The 15,916-nt window shown below is 40.9% G+C and carries 15 protein-coding genes; 5 read left to right on the top strand and 10 right to left on the bottom strand.

All coding sequences use genetic code 11. The features are described 5' to 3' along the window. Positions 1-197 precede the first annotated feature (197 nt). On the top strand, positions 198-3,350 hold the full coding sequence (locus tag LEP1GSC185_RS06035) for a type ISP restriction/modification enzyme (RefSeq protein WP_008593868.1): 3,153 nt from the start codon (positions 198-200) through the stop codon (positions 3,348-3,350). Between the two features lie 115 nt (positions 3,351-3,465). On the opposite strand, the gene LEP1GSC185_RS06030 is transcribed toward LEP1GSC185_RS06035, so the two are convergent. The 4 genes from LEP1GSC185_RS06030 to LEP1GSC185_RS06015 form a co-directional block, all read right to left on the bottom strand. Beyond that, positions 3,466-4,011 carry an NADPH-dependent FMN reductase gene (locus LEP1GSC185_RS06030; RefSeq protein ID WP_008595557.1) on the bottom strand — a complete coding sequence of 182 codons (546 nt, stop codon included), beginning with the start codon at positions 4,009-4,011 and terminating at the stop codon, positions 3,466-3,468. A 76-nt stretch (positions 4,012-4,087) separates the two neighbouring features. Further along, on the bottom strand, positions 4,088-4,789 hold the full coding sequence (locus tag LEP1GSC185_RS06025) for an HAD-IA family hydrolase (RefSeq protein ID WP_010513679.1): 702 nt from the start codon (positions 4,787-4,789) through the stop codon (positions 4,088-4,090). Positions 4,790-4,872: 83 nt separating this feature from the next. Further along, positions 4,873-5,622 carry a type 1 glutamine amidotransferase domain-containing protein gene (locus LEP1GSC185_RS06020; RefSeq protein WP_008594735.1) on the bottom strand — a complete coding sequence of 250 codons (750 nt, stop codon included), beginning with the start codon at positions 5,620-5,622 and terminating at the stop codon, positions 4,873-4,875. Then, positions 5,623-6,894: a serine hydrolase domain-containing protein gene (locus LEP1GSC185_RS06015; protein ID WP_008595497.1), complete on the bottom strand. Its 1,272-nt coding sequence runs from the start codon at positions 6,892-6,894 to the stop codon at positions 5,623-5,625. 199 nt (positions 6,895-7,093) lie between these two features. Between LEP1GSC185_RS06015 and LEP1GSC185_RS06010 the strand changes: the two genes are divergently transcribed. Together LEP1GSC185_RS06010 and cutA are read left to right on the top strand one after the other, a co-directional pair. Next, positions 7,094-7,570 (top strand): LIC_10730 family protein, encoded by a 477-nt coding sequence (locus tag LEP1GSC185_RS06010; protein ID WP_010513682.1) that lies wholly within the window; start codon positions 7,094-7,096, stop codon positions 7,568-7,570. A 70-nt stretch (positions 7,571-7,640) separates the two neighbouring features. After that, positions 7,641-7,973, top strand: coding sequence for a divalent-cation tolerance protein CutA (gene cutA, locus LEP1GSC185_RS06005; RefSeq protein WP_008593982.1), 333 nt, complete (start codon positions 7,641-7,643; stop codon positions 7,971-7,973). Positions 7,974-7,994: 21 nt separating this feature from the next. On the opposite strand, the gene LEP1GSC185_RS06000 is transcribed toward cutA, so the two are convergent. The 6 genes from LEP1GSC185_RS06000 to LEP1GSC185_RS05975 form a co-directional block, all read right to left on the bottom strand. Continuing rightward, a complete protein-coding gene (locus LEP1GSC185_RS06000; protein ID WP_008593955.1) occupies positions 7,995-8,603 on the bottom strand; it encodes a rhomboid family intramembrane serine protease in 609 nt (202 codons plus the stop codon). Beyond that, the gene (gene uvrB, locus LEP1GSC185_RS05995) at positions 8,600-10,597 is read right to left on the bottom strand and encodes an excinuclease ABC subunit UvrB (RefSeq protein ID WP_008595153.1); all 1,998 of its coding nucleotides are present in this window, start codon (positions 10,595-10,597) and stop codon (positions 8,600-8,602) included. Before uvrB ends, LEP1GSC185_RS06000 begins: the two co-directional genes overlap by 4 nt. Before the next feature lie 59 nt (positions 10,598-10,656). Then, complete coding sequence (locus LEP1GSC185_RS05990) at positions 10,657-11,322, bottom strand: ATP-binding protein (protein WP_008595790.1); 666 nt, start codon at positions 11,320-11,322, stop codon at positions 10,657-10,659. 73 nt (positions 11,323-11,395) lie between these two features. Further along, on the bottom strand, positions 11,396-11,857 hold the full coding sequence (locus tag LEP1GSC185_RS05985) for a tRNA (cytidine(34)-2'-O)-methyltransferase (protein WP_008594424.1): 462 nt from the start codon (positions 11,855-11,857) through the stop codon (positions 11,396-11,398). Further along, complete coding sequence (locus LEP1GSC185_RS05980) at positions 11,858-13,009, bottom strand: S1 RNA-binding domain-containing protein (protein WP_008593550.1); 1,152 nt, start codon at positions 13,007-13,009, stop codon at positions 11,858-11,860. It lies immediately after the preceding gene. After that, positions 13,006-14,361 carry an amidohydrolase family protein gene (locus LEP1GSC185_RS05975; RefSeq protein ID WP_008595911.1) on the bottom strand — a complete coding sequence of 452 codons (1,356 nt, stop codon included), beginning with the start codon at positions 14,359-14,361 and terminating at the stop codon, positions 13,006-13,008. Before LEP1GSC185_RS05975 ends, LEP1GSC185_RS05980 begins: the two co-directional genes overlap by 4 nt. A gap of 26 nt (positions 14,362-14,387) precedes the next feature. On the opposite strand from LEP1GSC185_RS05975, the gene LEP1GSC185_RS05970 reads away from it, so the two are divergent. Then, positions 14,388-15,080 (top strand): ATP-binding protein, encoded by a 693-nt coding sequence (locus LEP1GSC185_RS05970; RefSeq protein WP_008593904.1) that lies wholly within the window; start codon positions 14,388-14,390, stop codon positions 15,078-15,080. Then, positions 15,081-15,854 carry a glycosyltransferase family 2 protein gene (locus tag LEP1GSC185_RS05965; protein WP_008595007.1) on the top strand — a complete coding sequence of 258 codons (774 nt, stop codon included), beginning with the start codon at positions 15,081-15,083 and terminating at the stop codon, positions 15,852-15,854. It abuts the gene before it with no gap. The last annotated feature ends 62 nt before the right edge of the window (positions 15,855-15,916 follow it).

Genomic DNA, 15,916 nt, shown 5'->3' with positions numbered 1-15,916 from the left:
CCAGAAATAGAATATATAGAATGACTCGTTTAAAATACAAAGAAGAAATATTCGAATTAAAGCCTCTGCTGGCTTATTCCGTGTAGCGGGCCGGAAAAGGCTCCATTCTCCCCTTTTCGGACATTTTCTAGAAAAAACATCAAAATTCCGCATTGACCCAAAATATTCTATTATAGGATATTCTATTTTAGAATACAATGAGCAAGGGCGGCCCACAACAATCCAGCACCGTTAGAATAGGATTCCTATCCAAATATATACATTCTCTATCTGAAATTTCGTCTACCGGAGTATCGACGGAACTTTCATATCGTGCACCCCTTGCTGAACTTCTTCATTCAATCGATAACTCTTTATTGGCAAACAATGAGCCGAGAAGAACCGAATATGGGGCTCCAGACTACGTAATCTTAAGAAATAACACGCCTATCGGTTATATAGAAACTAAAGATATAGGGGAAAATTTAGATAAAATCGAAAAATCAGAACAAATTCAAAGGTATAAAGAAAGTTTAGGAAATTTGATCGTTACCGACTATCTCGAATTCAGATGGTTCGTAGAAGGAGAAAAAAGATCATCCGTTAAAATCGCAAGCAGAAAGGGAAGTAAAATAGTTCCCTTTCCGGGATATGAATCAGAAGTAATCGACCTTTTAGATTGTTTCGCAAACGAGCAAACAAGAGTCGCCAAAGACCCTAAAGATTTAGCCCAAAGGATGGGAAAAATCGCATTAGTTATTCGTAATACAATCCTTTCGGCCCTTCAATCCAAGGAAGACTCCGCACTAAAGGATCAAATGAAAACCTTTCATTCCCGTTTAATCAAACAACTCTCAGAAGCGGAATTTGCCGATATGTACGCTCAGACAATTTGTTACGGTCTATTTGCCGCAAGAGCGAATCATTCTTCGGGAGAATTTACTCGAAAAACAGCCGGTTTCGAAGTTCCCAAAACGAATCCATTTTTAAGAAGATTATTCAATACTATCGCAGGCACCGAGTTAGACGATAGAGTGACTTGGGCAGTCGATAATTTAGCATACCTATTGGATAGAGCGGATTTCCAAGCCATCTTAAAGGACTTTGGCAAGAAGACGAAACATGAAGATCCGGTAATTCATTTTTATGAAACTTTTCTAGCTTCATATGACTCCAAGATACGGGAAAAAAAGGGAGTCTATTATACGCCCGATCCCGTTGTAAAATATCTGGTTAAAACCGTAGATTATATTCTGAGAAACAAAAAGTATTTTGGATTTAAAGGCGGTTTAGCCAATTCAGACACAATTTCGAAGAATTCTTCAGATCAGAATGGAGAAGAGTCTCATAGGATCCAAATTTTAGATCCCGCAGTAGGAACCGGAACTTTCTTATTCGAAGTAATAAAGATGATCAAAGCTTCCTTTCAAGGGAACGAAGGACAATGGAAAAAATACGTCCCGAAACATTTACTTCCGAGGATCTTCGGTTTTGAATTATTAATGGCACCTTATGCGATTGCACACCTTAAGATAGGTTTATATTTAAAAGAAACAGGATATGATTTTGAAGCGGACGATAGGCTCAGGATCTTCTTAACTAACACTCTAGAAGAGTCGGTCCATTTTAAGGAAGAAGATATTTTCGATAAATTTTTGGTAAATGAATCAAGAGAAGCCGGAGAAATCAAAGAGAACAAGCCGATTGCAGTAATACTCGGTAACCCACCTTATTTCGGAGAATCCAAGAATAACGGAGATTGGATATATAACTTATTACATAAAGGCACAGGAAATTACTTTGAATTCGGCGGGAAGCCTCTCAATGAAAAGAACCCTAAATGGTTGAATGATGATTATGTAAAATTTATCCGCTTCTCTCAATGGAAAATAGAACAGAATGGTGAAGGGATACTTGCATTCATTACGAATCACGCCTATTTAGATAACCCTACATTTAGGGGAATGAGAGAAAGTTTACGAAATACTTTCGATGATATTTATATATTAGACTTACATGGGAACTCCGGCAAGGCCGAAAAACAAAAAGACGGTAGTTCCGATCAGAATGTATTTGAAATAGCGCAAGGAGTCGCGCTTAGCATATTTATTAAAAAGAAGAATGGCGAAGTGAAAGAGCCTGCTCGAATATTCTATTCCGAGTTATTGGGAGATAGGGAAACAAAATATAAATGGTTAAGGGAACATGACCTCTCTGATACAAATTGGAATCAAATCGAACCTTCTAAAGATCTTTGTTTATTCGTTCCTCAGGATAGCAAGCGTAGGATCGAATATGAAAAATATCCTAAGATTACCGAAATAATGCCTTCTCATTCAGTAGGACTATTGACTGCTCGAGACAAACTCACGATCCATTTTACTCCCGAAGAAGTATGGAAGACTATAATCGGATTTTCCGAAATGGAGACTGAGGAGGCAAGGGTTGAATTTCAGCTAGGTGAAGACGTAAGAGATTGGAAGGTAAGTTATGCCCAAAAGGACCTTTTAGACTCCGGCCCAAATAAGAAATATATCACAAAGATACTTTATCGACCTTTTGACTATAGATACACATATTACACTGGAAAAACCAAAGGATTTCTTTGCTACCCTAGAAAAGAGATAATGAAACATCTTTTGCAGAATGAAAATTTAGCATTGATAACTTCTAGGATGACTAAGGGAGAGAATTTCGCTCATGCGCTTGTTACCGATCTCCCTGGAGAAGTAATCGGCCTATCTCCCAAAACATCGAATAATGCATTTTTCTTTCCACTATATTTAGTGGGAGATGATTCCGGTCTTTTTACGGAAAAGTCCGTAAATTTTTCAAAGGAATTTTTGGATCTGTTGCATTCGAAAGATATATCTTCGACCCATGAAGAAGTATTTTATTATATATTTTCGATATTATACTCCTCTGAATACAGAAAGAGATATGCCGAATTTTTAAAGAGAGACTTTCCTCGTATTCCTATCACTTCTAACAAGGAGCTATTCAGAAAACTTTCAAAATACGGAGAAAAAATCGTCTCCCTACAATTGATGCAAAACAAAACCGCATCCAAAGTAAAATTTCCAGTCTCCGGGGATACTGTAGTAGATAAATTAAGTTATGAAATTGAAAAAGAAAGGGTCTGGATCAATTCAAAACAATATTTTGCAAAAATTTCGAACGAGGTATGGGAATACAAAATAGGAGGCTATCAAGTTTGTGAAAAATGGTTAAACGATAGAAAAGGTAGAAGTCTTTCTTTCCAAGAAATATTGCATTATTCTTATATACCCCATTCGATAGAAAGTATTATTAAAATCACAGGTTCAATCGACAAAACAATTTCTGAATACGGAAAATTCCCATTTGTATAAAAAAGGAGCCCAAGGACTCCTTTTCGGAATTTTTTCTCAGTATCCTCATCGGAAACGGAAGGAACGATGATCACATCCTGTTATGGATATTTATATCGAGGAGATTGGGAAGGATTTAAGAAAGTTTAGAATCTTGGACCAAACGTTCTAAACTTTCTAAACAGCTTTTTAGCTCCTTCTCCGTTTGTTCATCCATGATATTTCCCTCCGGATCTACCTTCTTATTCACCGAAGGTATGCTCAGAACACAATCATCGTTTATCTTAACCGTGAGAACATTCAATAAATGTAAAAGAGCTTCCTGAGCTTTAGAAGCCCCACCATAACCTGGAGATGCATTGATAAGTCCAACAGGCTTTCCATAAAGTTCCGCACTAGAAACGATCCAGTCCAGTGCATTCTTCAAAACGCCTGGGATCGCAAACGCATACTCAGGACTGGAGAAAAGAATGGCGTCAGCCTCTTTCAACTCCCTTCTCCATTCCGTAACTTCCCTAGGAGGAGAATCAGTATCTAGATCCGGATTAAAATGTGGGATCCGATCCAATGGATCGGCGAGTGTAATTTGTAAAGAATCATTTGCGATCCTTTTTGCTGCGAGTAATAAGGCTGTATTGGAAGAACCTTTTCTTAAACTTCCGGAGACGGCGAGGACTTTCATTTTTGTTCTAACTCGATTCTTTTTTGTATTCGGTTAGACTTATTTGGTGGAAGAAAAGAACTGGAAAGAGAATAAACTAGCCTTTTTTCAGTATCGCAGCCAGTTCCCTCAGATCTCGGATATCCCCTTCTGCATGTTTATGAAATGCGGTCCATCCTCTGGATCTTGTCGGCACAATATCCAACTCAACCTTGTCTCCGCAATAAATCAGTTTGTCCGGAGAAAGTCCTACAAGCTTTTCAGCTTCTTGGAAGATCAAAGGAGAAGGTTTTTCATATCCAAATTCCGCAGAGACGATTATCGGATAGAAATAATCCAAAACACCTACGCTTGCCAATAATTGTTTGAGTCTATGATCCCAGTTGGAGATGATCCCGAGACCGGAACCTCTTTGTTTTGCAAATTCAACTAATTCGTAAAAACCAGGATCTATTTCCCAGACAGAAGGTTCATCAAAACGTTTGAATATGGATTGAAAAATAGGATCCGGTTCCAGATCCGATCCTATCTCTTTTAAGAAGAAGCCCAACAGTTCTCTCCACCATCCTTCGCTTCCATCTTCATGCACGTGGAACTTATCTCTAAAGTCCGGAAGCGGGTGACGCGTCATGTGTGCATAGGCTTTACGAAAGGCTCTTTCCATATAGCCACTGGGATGTTTAGAACCGTCCAGGCCGAATTCTTTTAAAACTTCGAAATACACTTCCCCAGCGGGTTTTTTCATCGTAAGGAGAGTATCCCCCACATCTAGAAAAATGTAATGTTCTTTGGAACTCATTTGGTCATCGGTAGAAAGATCGTGTCGAACTCTAATATAGTCAGTATGCATAGACTATATTAGAGGAAAATCAAAAACTATAACTATCCGAAGAATTCGGGAAGCTCAAGAGCAAACTTATGCGCATCTCCGGGCCATCTTGCGGAAAGATAAGACTTATCTAAAACACTGAACCCCGGTTTAATATTAGAAAAACTATCCCTCGCAATCGGCATGGGTCCTTCCTGGAAATCAGTGTTGTATTCCAAAAAAGAAATCACCTCGTCCTGCAACGGTGTAGGATAAGTCCTATAATAATCACCAAGCCAGGCCCGAGTCAGATTCCAAGCCAGAAGTTCCTGGGACTTCAAAAGCCCCGTCGTTTTCAGTCCGTATAAGCTGGACTTTTTCGTTTTAGGATTTTTAGATCTTGCAGCAAGCAAAACTCCATGGCAGATCGCGGCCACAGGCTTTCCTTCTGCGAAGGTGTTTCCCACCAAATTCTGCAAAGACTCGGATTCTAGATATATTCTCATTCCTTTAGCATGTCCTCCAGGAAGAAGTAATACATCGAAAGAATCTAATTTGACAGACTCGTATTTTTTTGGATTCAAAAACTCATTCGATTTTTCTAATTCTCTATAAAGAAGAACATCGTCGCTCTTCGCCTTTAACACGGGAGATAGAATGCCTAAACCTTTTCCGGTAACCATTCTGAAATCCGCTTCTCCGGAGGCGCCGCTTGGTGTGGCAAAGACGATCTTATATCCGTTTTCTTTCAAAACCTTCCATGGGACGGAAACTTCTGTGGGATCGAAATCGATTTGTGGGATAGGTATTAGAACAGTCTTCATTTAAGGATGATTTTGTTTCATCCCTGGTTCTGCTGCAATCCTTGTTTCATCCGCTCCTTCTTTCAACTTAGGGTCTAAAGAAGTTCTGGCAGATATTTTGAGTTCTCTAAGCAGAGCTTCCTCCCTATCAGGGGAAGGAATCTTATCATTAGATAGTAAAGACGCCCTTATTGCATCCAAAGCGGATGTTAAAACTAGATCAGGAGCCTTGTCCCATATGGCGCTGGTCATTACTAAAACGATCTTACGGTGAGGGATCACATAGATGAATTGACCACCTTTTCCGTTTGCCATGAAGCTAGGCTTTCCTTCGAATTCATGGATCCAGAATTGGAGCCCGTACCTTTTCTCAACACCCGGCTCTAAGGTCCAAGCGATCCATTCGGGTTTTAAGATCTGACGGCCCTGCCATTTTCCTCCATCAAGATAAAGCTGCCCTAACTTTGCCATATCGATCGGTCTCAACCGAAGTCCGAAACCGGCCGTCTGCCTTCCCGATTTGGAGGTATTCCACTCTTCTCCCTTAAATCCCAACCAAGAGAATGCGGTGGTCTTAGAATACTCGTATAATGTTTTCCCGGTCTTTGCTTCCAAATAACCTGCAACTAATTGTGTATCTCCATTAGAATATTCGAATTTAGTTCCGGGAGCAGAGGATACTGAGGGAGTCCAAGCGATCGCAAGAGGATCTGCATCGGTCCTGATATCTTCCTTTTTGGGAAAGGAATCCCAACCCATTCCGGAACTCATACGTAACGCGTCTTTAAGTCGGATTGATTCTTTTCCTTTCAATTCGGAAGGAAGAAGGCCAGGTAAACCTGACTCTATCGAAGAAAGACTATCCTCCAAGTCCACTCCGCAATCAGCTGTATAACAAATTCCTAATAACATGGAGACCACGGACTTGGTCACCGAATACATATTATGATTATGATTTCTCGAGATCCCACCTGCATATCTTTCAAAGACCAGGTTTCCTTCTTTCAGAATGAGAAGGGAGCGGACCTCGGTTTTCTCTTTTCTGAGTTTTTTCGAAAGTTCGATCAAGGGTCTGGAATCCATTCCAAGCTCTTCCGGAAATTCCACCCGGAAACCTTCTACTGGGTTTCTATCTAAGGTCTCGTTTTGCTCCCAAGCAAGTCCGGAAGGAAGTTTAACCCAGCCCCAATCCAAGGCGCTACAATTGGAAATAAAAAGTATTACTGAGGAGAGAAGAAAGAAACGTTTTACTGATGTACTTGCAAAAAAACTATTCACTAAAAGACCCCCCATTCGATTTCTTAGGTCTTAAGTACTGCTTAGACAGACTCTATTGTAGGTTATCCAACATTCAATACTATTGAGACCTTAGTTGGAAATTTTTTTCCAGCCGATTTCAGCGCAAAAGAGTGCAAAATTTATGTATTTATTTGTTAAACGACGAAAATATTTACGGAATCCTAATCCCAAAGGTTTAGTTTTTAAAAATCTGATGAAAATTAAATTCGGCATACTACTATGCTTCTTGGTCCTAAATTGCTTTTTTGCAGTGGATTGGAGTTCCGACGAATCCGGCAAAGTCAAAGGAAAAGGTTCCGTGGAAGATTTTCCGGAGCCTGAAAATGCAAATCTGAGCAAGGAAGAACTTTCCAAAAGATCCAAAAAGGGAGGTTTCAAAACCAGAGAAGAACAGGAACTTTTCGATATGATGATCTCCTCCGGCACGGACCAAAACACTGCTCGGAATTGCGCCACAAAGTATGGAAATTGCAAAAGCCAATGTTGGACCCAATATCCTATCCCTAAAGTAGAGACTGTTTTTACGGCAATCACTGTGGATCGTAAGAGAGAAAATTGTATTGCGAGATGCAGTAATCTTTGCGACGATTATACTCCTTCCACTTCCAGAGGTTCCATGCCGAACTCCGGCAAAGGAAATTATTCCGACCCGAACGCTCCCAGATACTGATCCGCTCCATTCCAAAGAAAGACTGGACAAAGAATGAATACTTCTTATCCTCCTTTTTTTCGGAGGGATCATGTCTTCATCTCAAGAAATTTTAGTCTTCACTACTCTGGCGGATCGCGACCTTGCTGAAGAATATATCGCGGAAATGCTTCAGTTAGGTATCATCGTAAGCGGCACCATTTTTCCGGAAGTGGCTCTTTTATACCAGTGGGAAGGAAAGCTCACAATCGATTCTGAAAATAAAATTCTTCTAAAAGCGAAAGCGGATAAGTATGCCGCAATCGAAGAATATATCATGAAAAAACATCCTTATCTCGCTCCGGAGATCATCAAAATGGATGTAAGTTTCGGTTCCGATAAGTTTAAGGCTTTTATAAAGGATAAAATTGCGAAAGGAGGCTAACCCTTTCACGTTAGAAAATTCTTATATAAACGCGCCTAACACATATTGGATAAAAGCAATTAACGAAAGCGGTTGTACTAAGATAGCAACCGCGAGTCCTGTTAACGCTCCGTAAAAGTGAGCATCGTGATTGATCCCATCTTGCCTATTCTTAGAAGCGTAATAGGAATATCCTAAATATAAGATCGCATATAAAGGTCCGGGTATCGGGATCGGTATAAAGAAAAAGAAAATTTTAGAATAAGGATAGAATAAGATAGAAGCAAAGACGATCCCGGAAGTCCCGCCGGAAGCGCCAAGGCTTGCATAATTCGCATCCGTTTTATTTTTTTGATAAGAAACTAAATTTGCGATCAGGATGCTCGCCAAATACAAGCCCATAAATCCCAGGGGCCCGAGCACCATATCCACATGCCTTCCGAAAAAATAAAGGGTCAGCATATTAAAGAATAAATGAGAAAAGTCGGCGTGGACGAATCCGCTAGTGGCTAAGGTATAATAATTCCCCTCCTTAGAATCTCGAAAAGGCCTTAGGATCAGTTTATCCAAAAGATTTTGGTCCACATATAATGTGTAAAGGCTTATTGCTCCGGTGACTAGTATGGTAATAAGTGTAATATCTAATCTCATTTTTCCTCTGTAGGATTCACTTTGATAGAAAGCATTTTGTCCCTGAGTAGCGCTGCCCTTTCGAAATCCAGTTCCTTGGCAGCTTTTAACATCTCTTCTCGGATCTTTTCTTTCATTACCTCTTTTGATGAGAAGTTTTTCTCTCTGAACTTCTTGTTGATCTCTTCTGCCGCTTGTTCTTCAGGAGCCAGTTCTTTTTCGGTCCTTTCGATCATATCGGCAATTTCCTTTTTGATCGTTTGAGGAGAGATCCTGTATTTAACGTTATGTTCTTCCTGGATAGTTCTTCTTCTTTTGGTCTCTTCAATGGCTTTGGTCATAGAATCTGTGACCTTATCCGCGTATAATATTGCAGTTCCGTTGATATTCCTTGCGGCTCTACCTATCGTCTGTATTAAGGATTTATAATTTCTTAAAAAACCTTCTTTGTCTGCGTCCAAAATGGCGACAAGAGAAACCTCAGGGATATCCAAGCCCTCTCTCAAAAGGTTGATACCGATCAGAACGTCATAAATCCCCTTTCTAAGATCTCGGATAATCTCGACTCTTTCCAAGGTATCCACTTCGGAGTGTAGATAAGAAACTTTGAGACCTAATTCTTTATAATAGTCCGAAAGATCTTCGGCCATCTTTTTGGTCAACGTGGTGACAAGCACTCTCTCTCCCAGATCGATCCTTTTTCGGATCTCTACCAAAAGATCCTCCACCTGATTTTTAGTAGGTCGGACTTCCACATTCGGATCTAAAAGACCGGTAGGACGAATGATCTGTTCTACTCTTGTTTTGCTCTTCTCCAATTCGTATTCCGCAGGAGTCGCGGATACATATAGAGTTTTAGGTGTTAAAGATTCGAATTCCGTAAAGTTTAAAGGCCGGTTATCTAGGGCGGAAGGTAATCTAAATCCGAAATCCACCAGAGTTTGTTTACGAGCTCTATCGCCTGCGTACATTCCTCCAACCTGAGGAATTGTAACGTGAGACTCATCCACTATGAGTAAAAAATCCCCGCGGAAATAATCGATAAGACAAGCAGGCCTTTCTCCTTCTTTCCTTCCGGTAAGATGGCGGGAATAATTTTCGATCCCGTTGCAATAACCCATCTCTTGCAGCATCTCCATATCGTAATTCGTTCTGGATACAATACGCTGTGCTTCTAAAAATTTATTTTCTTTGGTGAACTTGGCCTCTTGTTCCGCCATCTCGTCTTTAATTCTTTTGACGGCGTCCTTTACCAAAGGGGCGGACATGATGAAGTGTTTTGCCGGATAGATAAAACACTTTTCCTGTTTTGCGATAACCTGAGCGGTAACCGGATGTATCCTGGAAATTGAATCAACTTCGTCGCCGAAAAATTCGATCCGGAAAGCGTCCGTATGATAAGCAGGATATACTTCGATAGAGTCTCCTCTTACTCTGAAATTCCCGCGAGAAAAATCGGTATCATTACGATTGTATTGTATATGAAGAAGTTTACGGATCACCTGATCTCTATCTATAATATCTCCTTTTTGAACGGCGACCACAGAGTTCACATATTCTTCCGGAGATCCTAAACCGTAAATACAAGAGACGGAACTTACTATCACAACATCGTCTCTTTCTAATAAAGAAGAAGTAGCGCGAAGCCTAAGCTTGTCTATTTCCTCGTTCATGGACATATCTTTTTCGATAAATGTATCGGAAGAAGGTACGTAAGCCTCAGGTTGGTAATAATCGTAATAAGAAACGAAGTATTCTACGGCATTCTCCGGGAAAAACTCCTTAAACTCGCGGAATAACTGTGCCGCCAACGTTTTGTTATGCGACAGGACCAAGGTGGGAAGTCCCATATTTGCGATCACCTGAGCCATTGTGAATGTTTTTCCGGAGCCGGTCACACCCACTAAGGTGACCTTATCTTCTCCCCTTTTGAACGCTTGGCCTATTTTTTCTATCGCCTGGACTTGATCTCCGGCCGCTTTGTAGTTGGAATGAATTTTAAAAATCGAAGACATACTCTTAGAAAGAAAGACCCGAAAATGGAAGAAGTGTAAAACGTAAAAAACCGCGGATTTTACTTCGGAAGGATTTTTTCGGCCATAAATAAGGCCTGTCTTTTATCCTCTAAGATCTCTAGATCCATTTTATCGAATAATTTTTGCATTACCATCATTCCTCTCATAAGAGTGGCAGTGGAAGAAAATTTTCCTCTTTCTATATCTTCTTCGATATTCAATTCTCTCAGGTTGTTCACCAGTCGGATCTTGAAAATTCCGCTTTTTTCGATTGTATAAGCGACTTCTACATTTCCACCGTCACCGTATTTGACTGCATTTTCCACCGCTTCGATGGAACCGATGGTCAAGTCCACGATCATGTCCTCGTCAATTCCGTTGGCTCTTAGGAAAGATTCCATTCTGCTTCTTACATATTGCATCGGCTGGAATTCGGTGCGGCCTAGTATAAGGTATTCTTCGCTCTTGGATGTTTTTTTGCGAAGAGTGGATTGTGCAGAGAGAGTATATTCTCTCGGATCTAATTTACTCTTTGCTGCTTCTCCGGAAACAACGAGCTCGTCTAGAACTTTGGGAACCCAATCCGGAGCGAAGGAAGGCTCTTCTCTGAATTTGCGAAGAGTGTCCATACGGATCCACGCATGGAAATCCTGGGAATTACCTGTTAAACCGTTTGCTAGGAGTTCCCTAATGCGGGCTTCTATCTCTCCTAGGGAAAAGGACATTCCCATATTTTTCCATAGGACTGTTTTTTTCGAGGGGTGTAAATCCGATTTTTTTCGGAAGACAGTTTCCGATTCACCAGCGACGGATTTGGCGCAATGCCTCGTACGCAATTACGGCAACTGCGTTACTCAAATTCAAACATCTACAATCTTCTTCCATCGGAATTCTAAGGATCCCATTAGGGATCTCTGATTGAAAAATTTCCTGAGGTAATCCTGATGTTTCATTTCCGAACAAAAATACGTCATTCTCCCCGTACTTCGGAGTTGTATAAGAGACTTTGCCCTTAGTGGATATTAAATATAATTTGGAATCAAAAGGTAAGGATTTTGAAAAATCCTCCCAGTTTGGATGGAGGGTCAATTTTAGTTTATCCCAATAATCTAACCCTGCTCTTCTTGCCGCTTTTTCAGACAGCTCGAAGGCAGGTTCTCCTACGATATGCAACTCTGCTCCTAATGCTACACAGAGTCGGGCGATATTTCCCGTATTGGGAGGTATCTCCGGTCGATACAATGCGATCCGGAGAGCCATTTAACCCTTTTTCTGTCCTTTGTTTAAGGATTTTGCAAGAATAGCCCCGAAAGATCCGGTGGAAGAAGTTTCCTCGGAAAGATATCCGCTGTAATCCAATCTTTCCTGAACTTCTTTCGCTTTCACAAGTGAAAGTGAGATCTGCCTTTTGCCTATATTCACTTCTGTCACAAACGCGGAAACCGAATCTCCAATCTTGAAATGTTGAGCGGCGGGTGTACGATTTTGTAATCCGGTTTCTCTGTTCGGGACAAGCCCGGAGAAATGTTCATTCAATTTTACGAATACTCCGAAAGGTTTCACACTTTCTACCGTTCCATTGACTAAATCACCTTCTTTGAAAGGAACGTTTTGGGCCCAAGGATCTTTTAGAAAATCCTTAACAGTAAAACTGTGTTTTTCTTCTTCCCAATCTAATTTTAAAACTTTGGCTCTCAGAACTTGGCCAGGATGGAATTCTTTGGTTAGGTCCGCTCCTTTTTTGAAAGTAGCTTCGGAAGCGGGAACGAGTGCAGTGAGTCCGTCTGCTTCTACGATCAATCCGAAAGTATGAACTGATTTGACCTTGCAGGTTACGAACATTCCAGGTTTAAGCTCGCCTTTTAGGACTGAAATTTTGGCCTCTCTTTCCTTATCTGCGATTTTCTTTTGGGAAACGATGATCTTTCCCTTATTTCCCACTTCTGAAATGAGGAAACGAACCCTTTTGCCTACTCCATTATTTTGTTTTTTTAGCTCTGGGTCTAATTGGGAAAACGGACAGAAACCGGTAAGTTCGCCTAACTTGACTTCTACGCCCGCATCATTCTCTCCTATGATATGACCCAAAACAGGGATCTCTGCGGAATGAGCCACAGATACCATATCTTTGGAGATTGTGTCCCCGTTCAAACAAGTGGTGAAGTATTGGTCTCCGGAAGATTCCTGTAAAAAGTAAGCCTCAATTGTTTCTCCCTGTTTAGGAGGAGCTTCCGTGAATTCGTCGGCCGCAATAATCCCGGAAAGACCTGCTTCTTGTATCTTTATGAAAACGTAATCCGATTTTGAACTAGTGACTAACGCAGAAACTTTTGCCCCGGGTTCTAAGGCCGCCTTTTTCCGGAAACTTTCATCCAGTAATTTTTGAAACAGTTCTTTTTGATCTTCTTTCATCGTCTCTGCCCCTTGGTTTTCTTTTTTTCCGGCGAAGAGATCTCTGTTTTCACTCTCTCCGTCACGATCGTTCTTAATGTTTTTAGTTTATCCCAATTTTGGAGAGGGTCTTCTCTAAAAATCAAAAGATGAGCCGGTTTTCCTACTCGGATCTTCCCCTCATGAGCCGCCCCCAAATATTGGCAGGTGGTTTCCGTTGCCGCTCTCAATGCTTCTTTAGGTCCCAGAAGTTCGGATAAAATTCTAAGTTCCTTCCAGCCGGAAATTCCTGGGAACTGTAGTTGGTGACCGGCACCAGAGCCGAGTAAGATCCTTAAGGACAGATTCTTGCGGGCCCTCAAGAAAGCAAGATAGGATTCGTATTCTTTCTCCGCTTCTTCTCTTTCCGGTTCGGACAATCCGGGGATCGTGGAAAGAGCTTCTTTTGACAATGCTCTCTCCTTAAATATTGGACTCCACCCAGTCCATTTTTCCCATTCTTCCGCAAAGGAAGAAGTTCCTATTCCTTTTCTTGTAAAATAGATCCCGAAAAGAGGAGCCCAAATTTGTTTCACTAAATTATGAGCAACCGGACGAATAGAAGAAGTTTCCGGAATTGGATGATATAATACCTTTGTCTCGGAAGATAACGCTTCCCAGTTTGCGAATTCTTCTCCGAAAGTGGAGACAGATAATTCCAGTCCGTTCTTCTCCGCTTCACTTCTCATTCTATAGAGAAGTTTTCCGTCTACTTCGAAAGTTTCTCCCTCGTTATGCCTTAAGAATAAATGTATCTTTCCTTTTTTACCGGAGACAGAAGACATCGCTTCTTCGGGTGATTTTAGGATCTTATAACCTGAAACTTTGGAGGAAGGAAGTTCTTTGGACTCTGCAAGCAAGACAGGAGGAAGAACGAAGATACGCGGATACTGGGAATTTTTCTTTCTGGTCTCGGAAAGTTCGGAAGCCCATGGAGGATCTCCTATACTCTGGAGATTCGTGAATCCATGTAGCAGAAATTGTTTCAGATCGGATTCTAATTCTGTACGATCTTTCCAACCTCCCAGAGAATTTACCCCCAAGGTTACATGAGAATCACAGAATCCTGGCAAAATGAACAGAGGTTCTTTGGAAGAAGACGAAGGAGATATTTTTTCCACCAAACCGTCTTTTACCTGAATTTGGACAGGACCGGAATACTCCAAGGTTTCCGGTTGGATCAGATAAACTCCGCTCCAAGACCAGGAATCGGCATACGTGTTCCCGGAAAAAAGAAGGCACCCCAAAACGAAAGGGAAGAATTTCGACAAAATTCGGACCGAATTAGAACGGACCTTTTTTAAAGCTATTAGAATGAGTCTCTTGACAAACAAATCGAGTTCCGAAAAGTTCAAGGTTAATGGGTCAGGAAATCCGGGATATATCAGACAATATCCGGCTTACGGTGGAGGACGGAAGAATCCTCTCTCTAAAGACCCATCGGATCACCAGATCGGTCGAGGAACATATCCAACAAGCGATCGAGCTCATCTTGGATAAGGTCACTTATCCCACCCTTGTTCCAACGATTTACACTATCGTAAAAGAATTATCGATCAACGCCTGCAAGGCAAATCAAAAAAGGATCTTCTTTGAGGAAAAAGGCTACGATATAGAGAATCCGATCCAGTACAAAAAAGGAGTCTCCGAATATAAGGAATTATTCTCCGAAAGTATGGCGGAAGAATACGGAAACAAATCCAAAAAGAAGGGATATTTTTGTCTGATCACATTCGACTATTCCATGGACGGAATTCGGGTCGAAGTCACAAACAATACACCAGTCACTATAGAGGAAGAAAAATCCCTCCGAGAAAAATTAGAAAAAGGAATGCAGTACGGAGACATCGCCCAATTCTATTTAGATAACGCCGATAACACGGAAGGAGCGGGACTAGGACTCGCGCTCATACTAATTATGCTAAAAGGAGAAGGTATCGATCCTTCTTTTTTCAGGATCATCATCCGTAAAGATGTAACGATCGCCAGATTAGAAGTTCCTCTTTCGTCTAATTTTAAATCCGTACGAGATCAGGATTTTTCCCGCGCTTAGATGCTCCCAATCTCAGCTTGTATCATCACATTAAACGAAGAAGATAATATCGAAAGATGTCTTTCTTCTCTAGATTTCGTAAACGAGATCATAGTATTGGATTCCGGTTCCAAGGATAGAACGGAAAGTATCGCAAAACAAAAGGGAGCCAAAGTAGTTCTCCGGAAATTCGACGATTACGTTTCCCAAAAAAACCATGTGATCTCTTTAGCCGTAAATCCTTGGATACTTACCTTGGATGCGGACGAAGAACTTTCTCCCGGTCTAAAAGAAGAGATCAAAAACCTATTCAAGAACGGAGAACCGGAAGAAGACGGATTCATAATCCCAAGACTTACAATGTACATGGGAAAATGGATCCGACACGGAGGTTGGTATCCGAATTATAGGGCCAGACTATTCCTAAAATCAAAAGGAAAATTTGTGGGTGGAAAAGTCCACGAAGCGGTCGCTTTGTCCGGAAAAAGAAAGAAGTTAAAACATCCGGTATTCCATTATTCTTACGAAAACCTATTCGATCATGTGTCCTTTATAAATAGATACTCCGAACTCGCGGCCACCGAAAAATTCGGAAAAGGAAAACGGTCCGGCTTATTTATAGCATTACTTGAAGCAGGATATAAATCCTTTTGGATGTATTTTGTAAGACTAGGGTTTTTGGACGGAAGGAGAGGATTGATCCTCGCCATTATGGGATTCTATTATAATTTCCTAAAATATGCTAAGGTATTCGAAATGACTTTGGCGGAAAAAGTTAAGAAAACCGGTAACTAAAACCGGAAATTCATATTATATATTGATGAATTCTGTCTTAGTGCGCGACAGCGATCGAAGCG

It is taken from the genome of Leptospira licerasiae serovar Varillal str. VAR 010, assembly GCF_000244755.1.
GTDB lineage: Bacteria > Spirochaetota > Leptospiria > Leptospirales > Leptospiraceae > Leptospira_B > Leptospira_B licerasiae.
The sequence above is the reverse complement of the archived record's forward strand: the minus strand, read 5'-3'. Positions and strand labels throughout refer to the sequence as shown.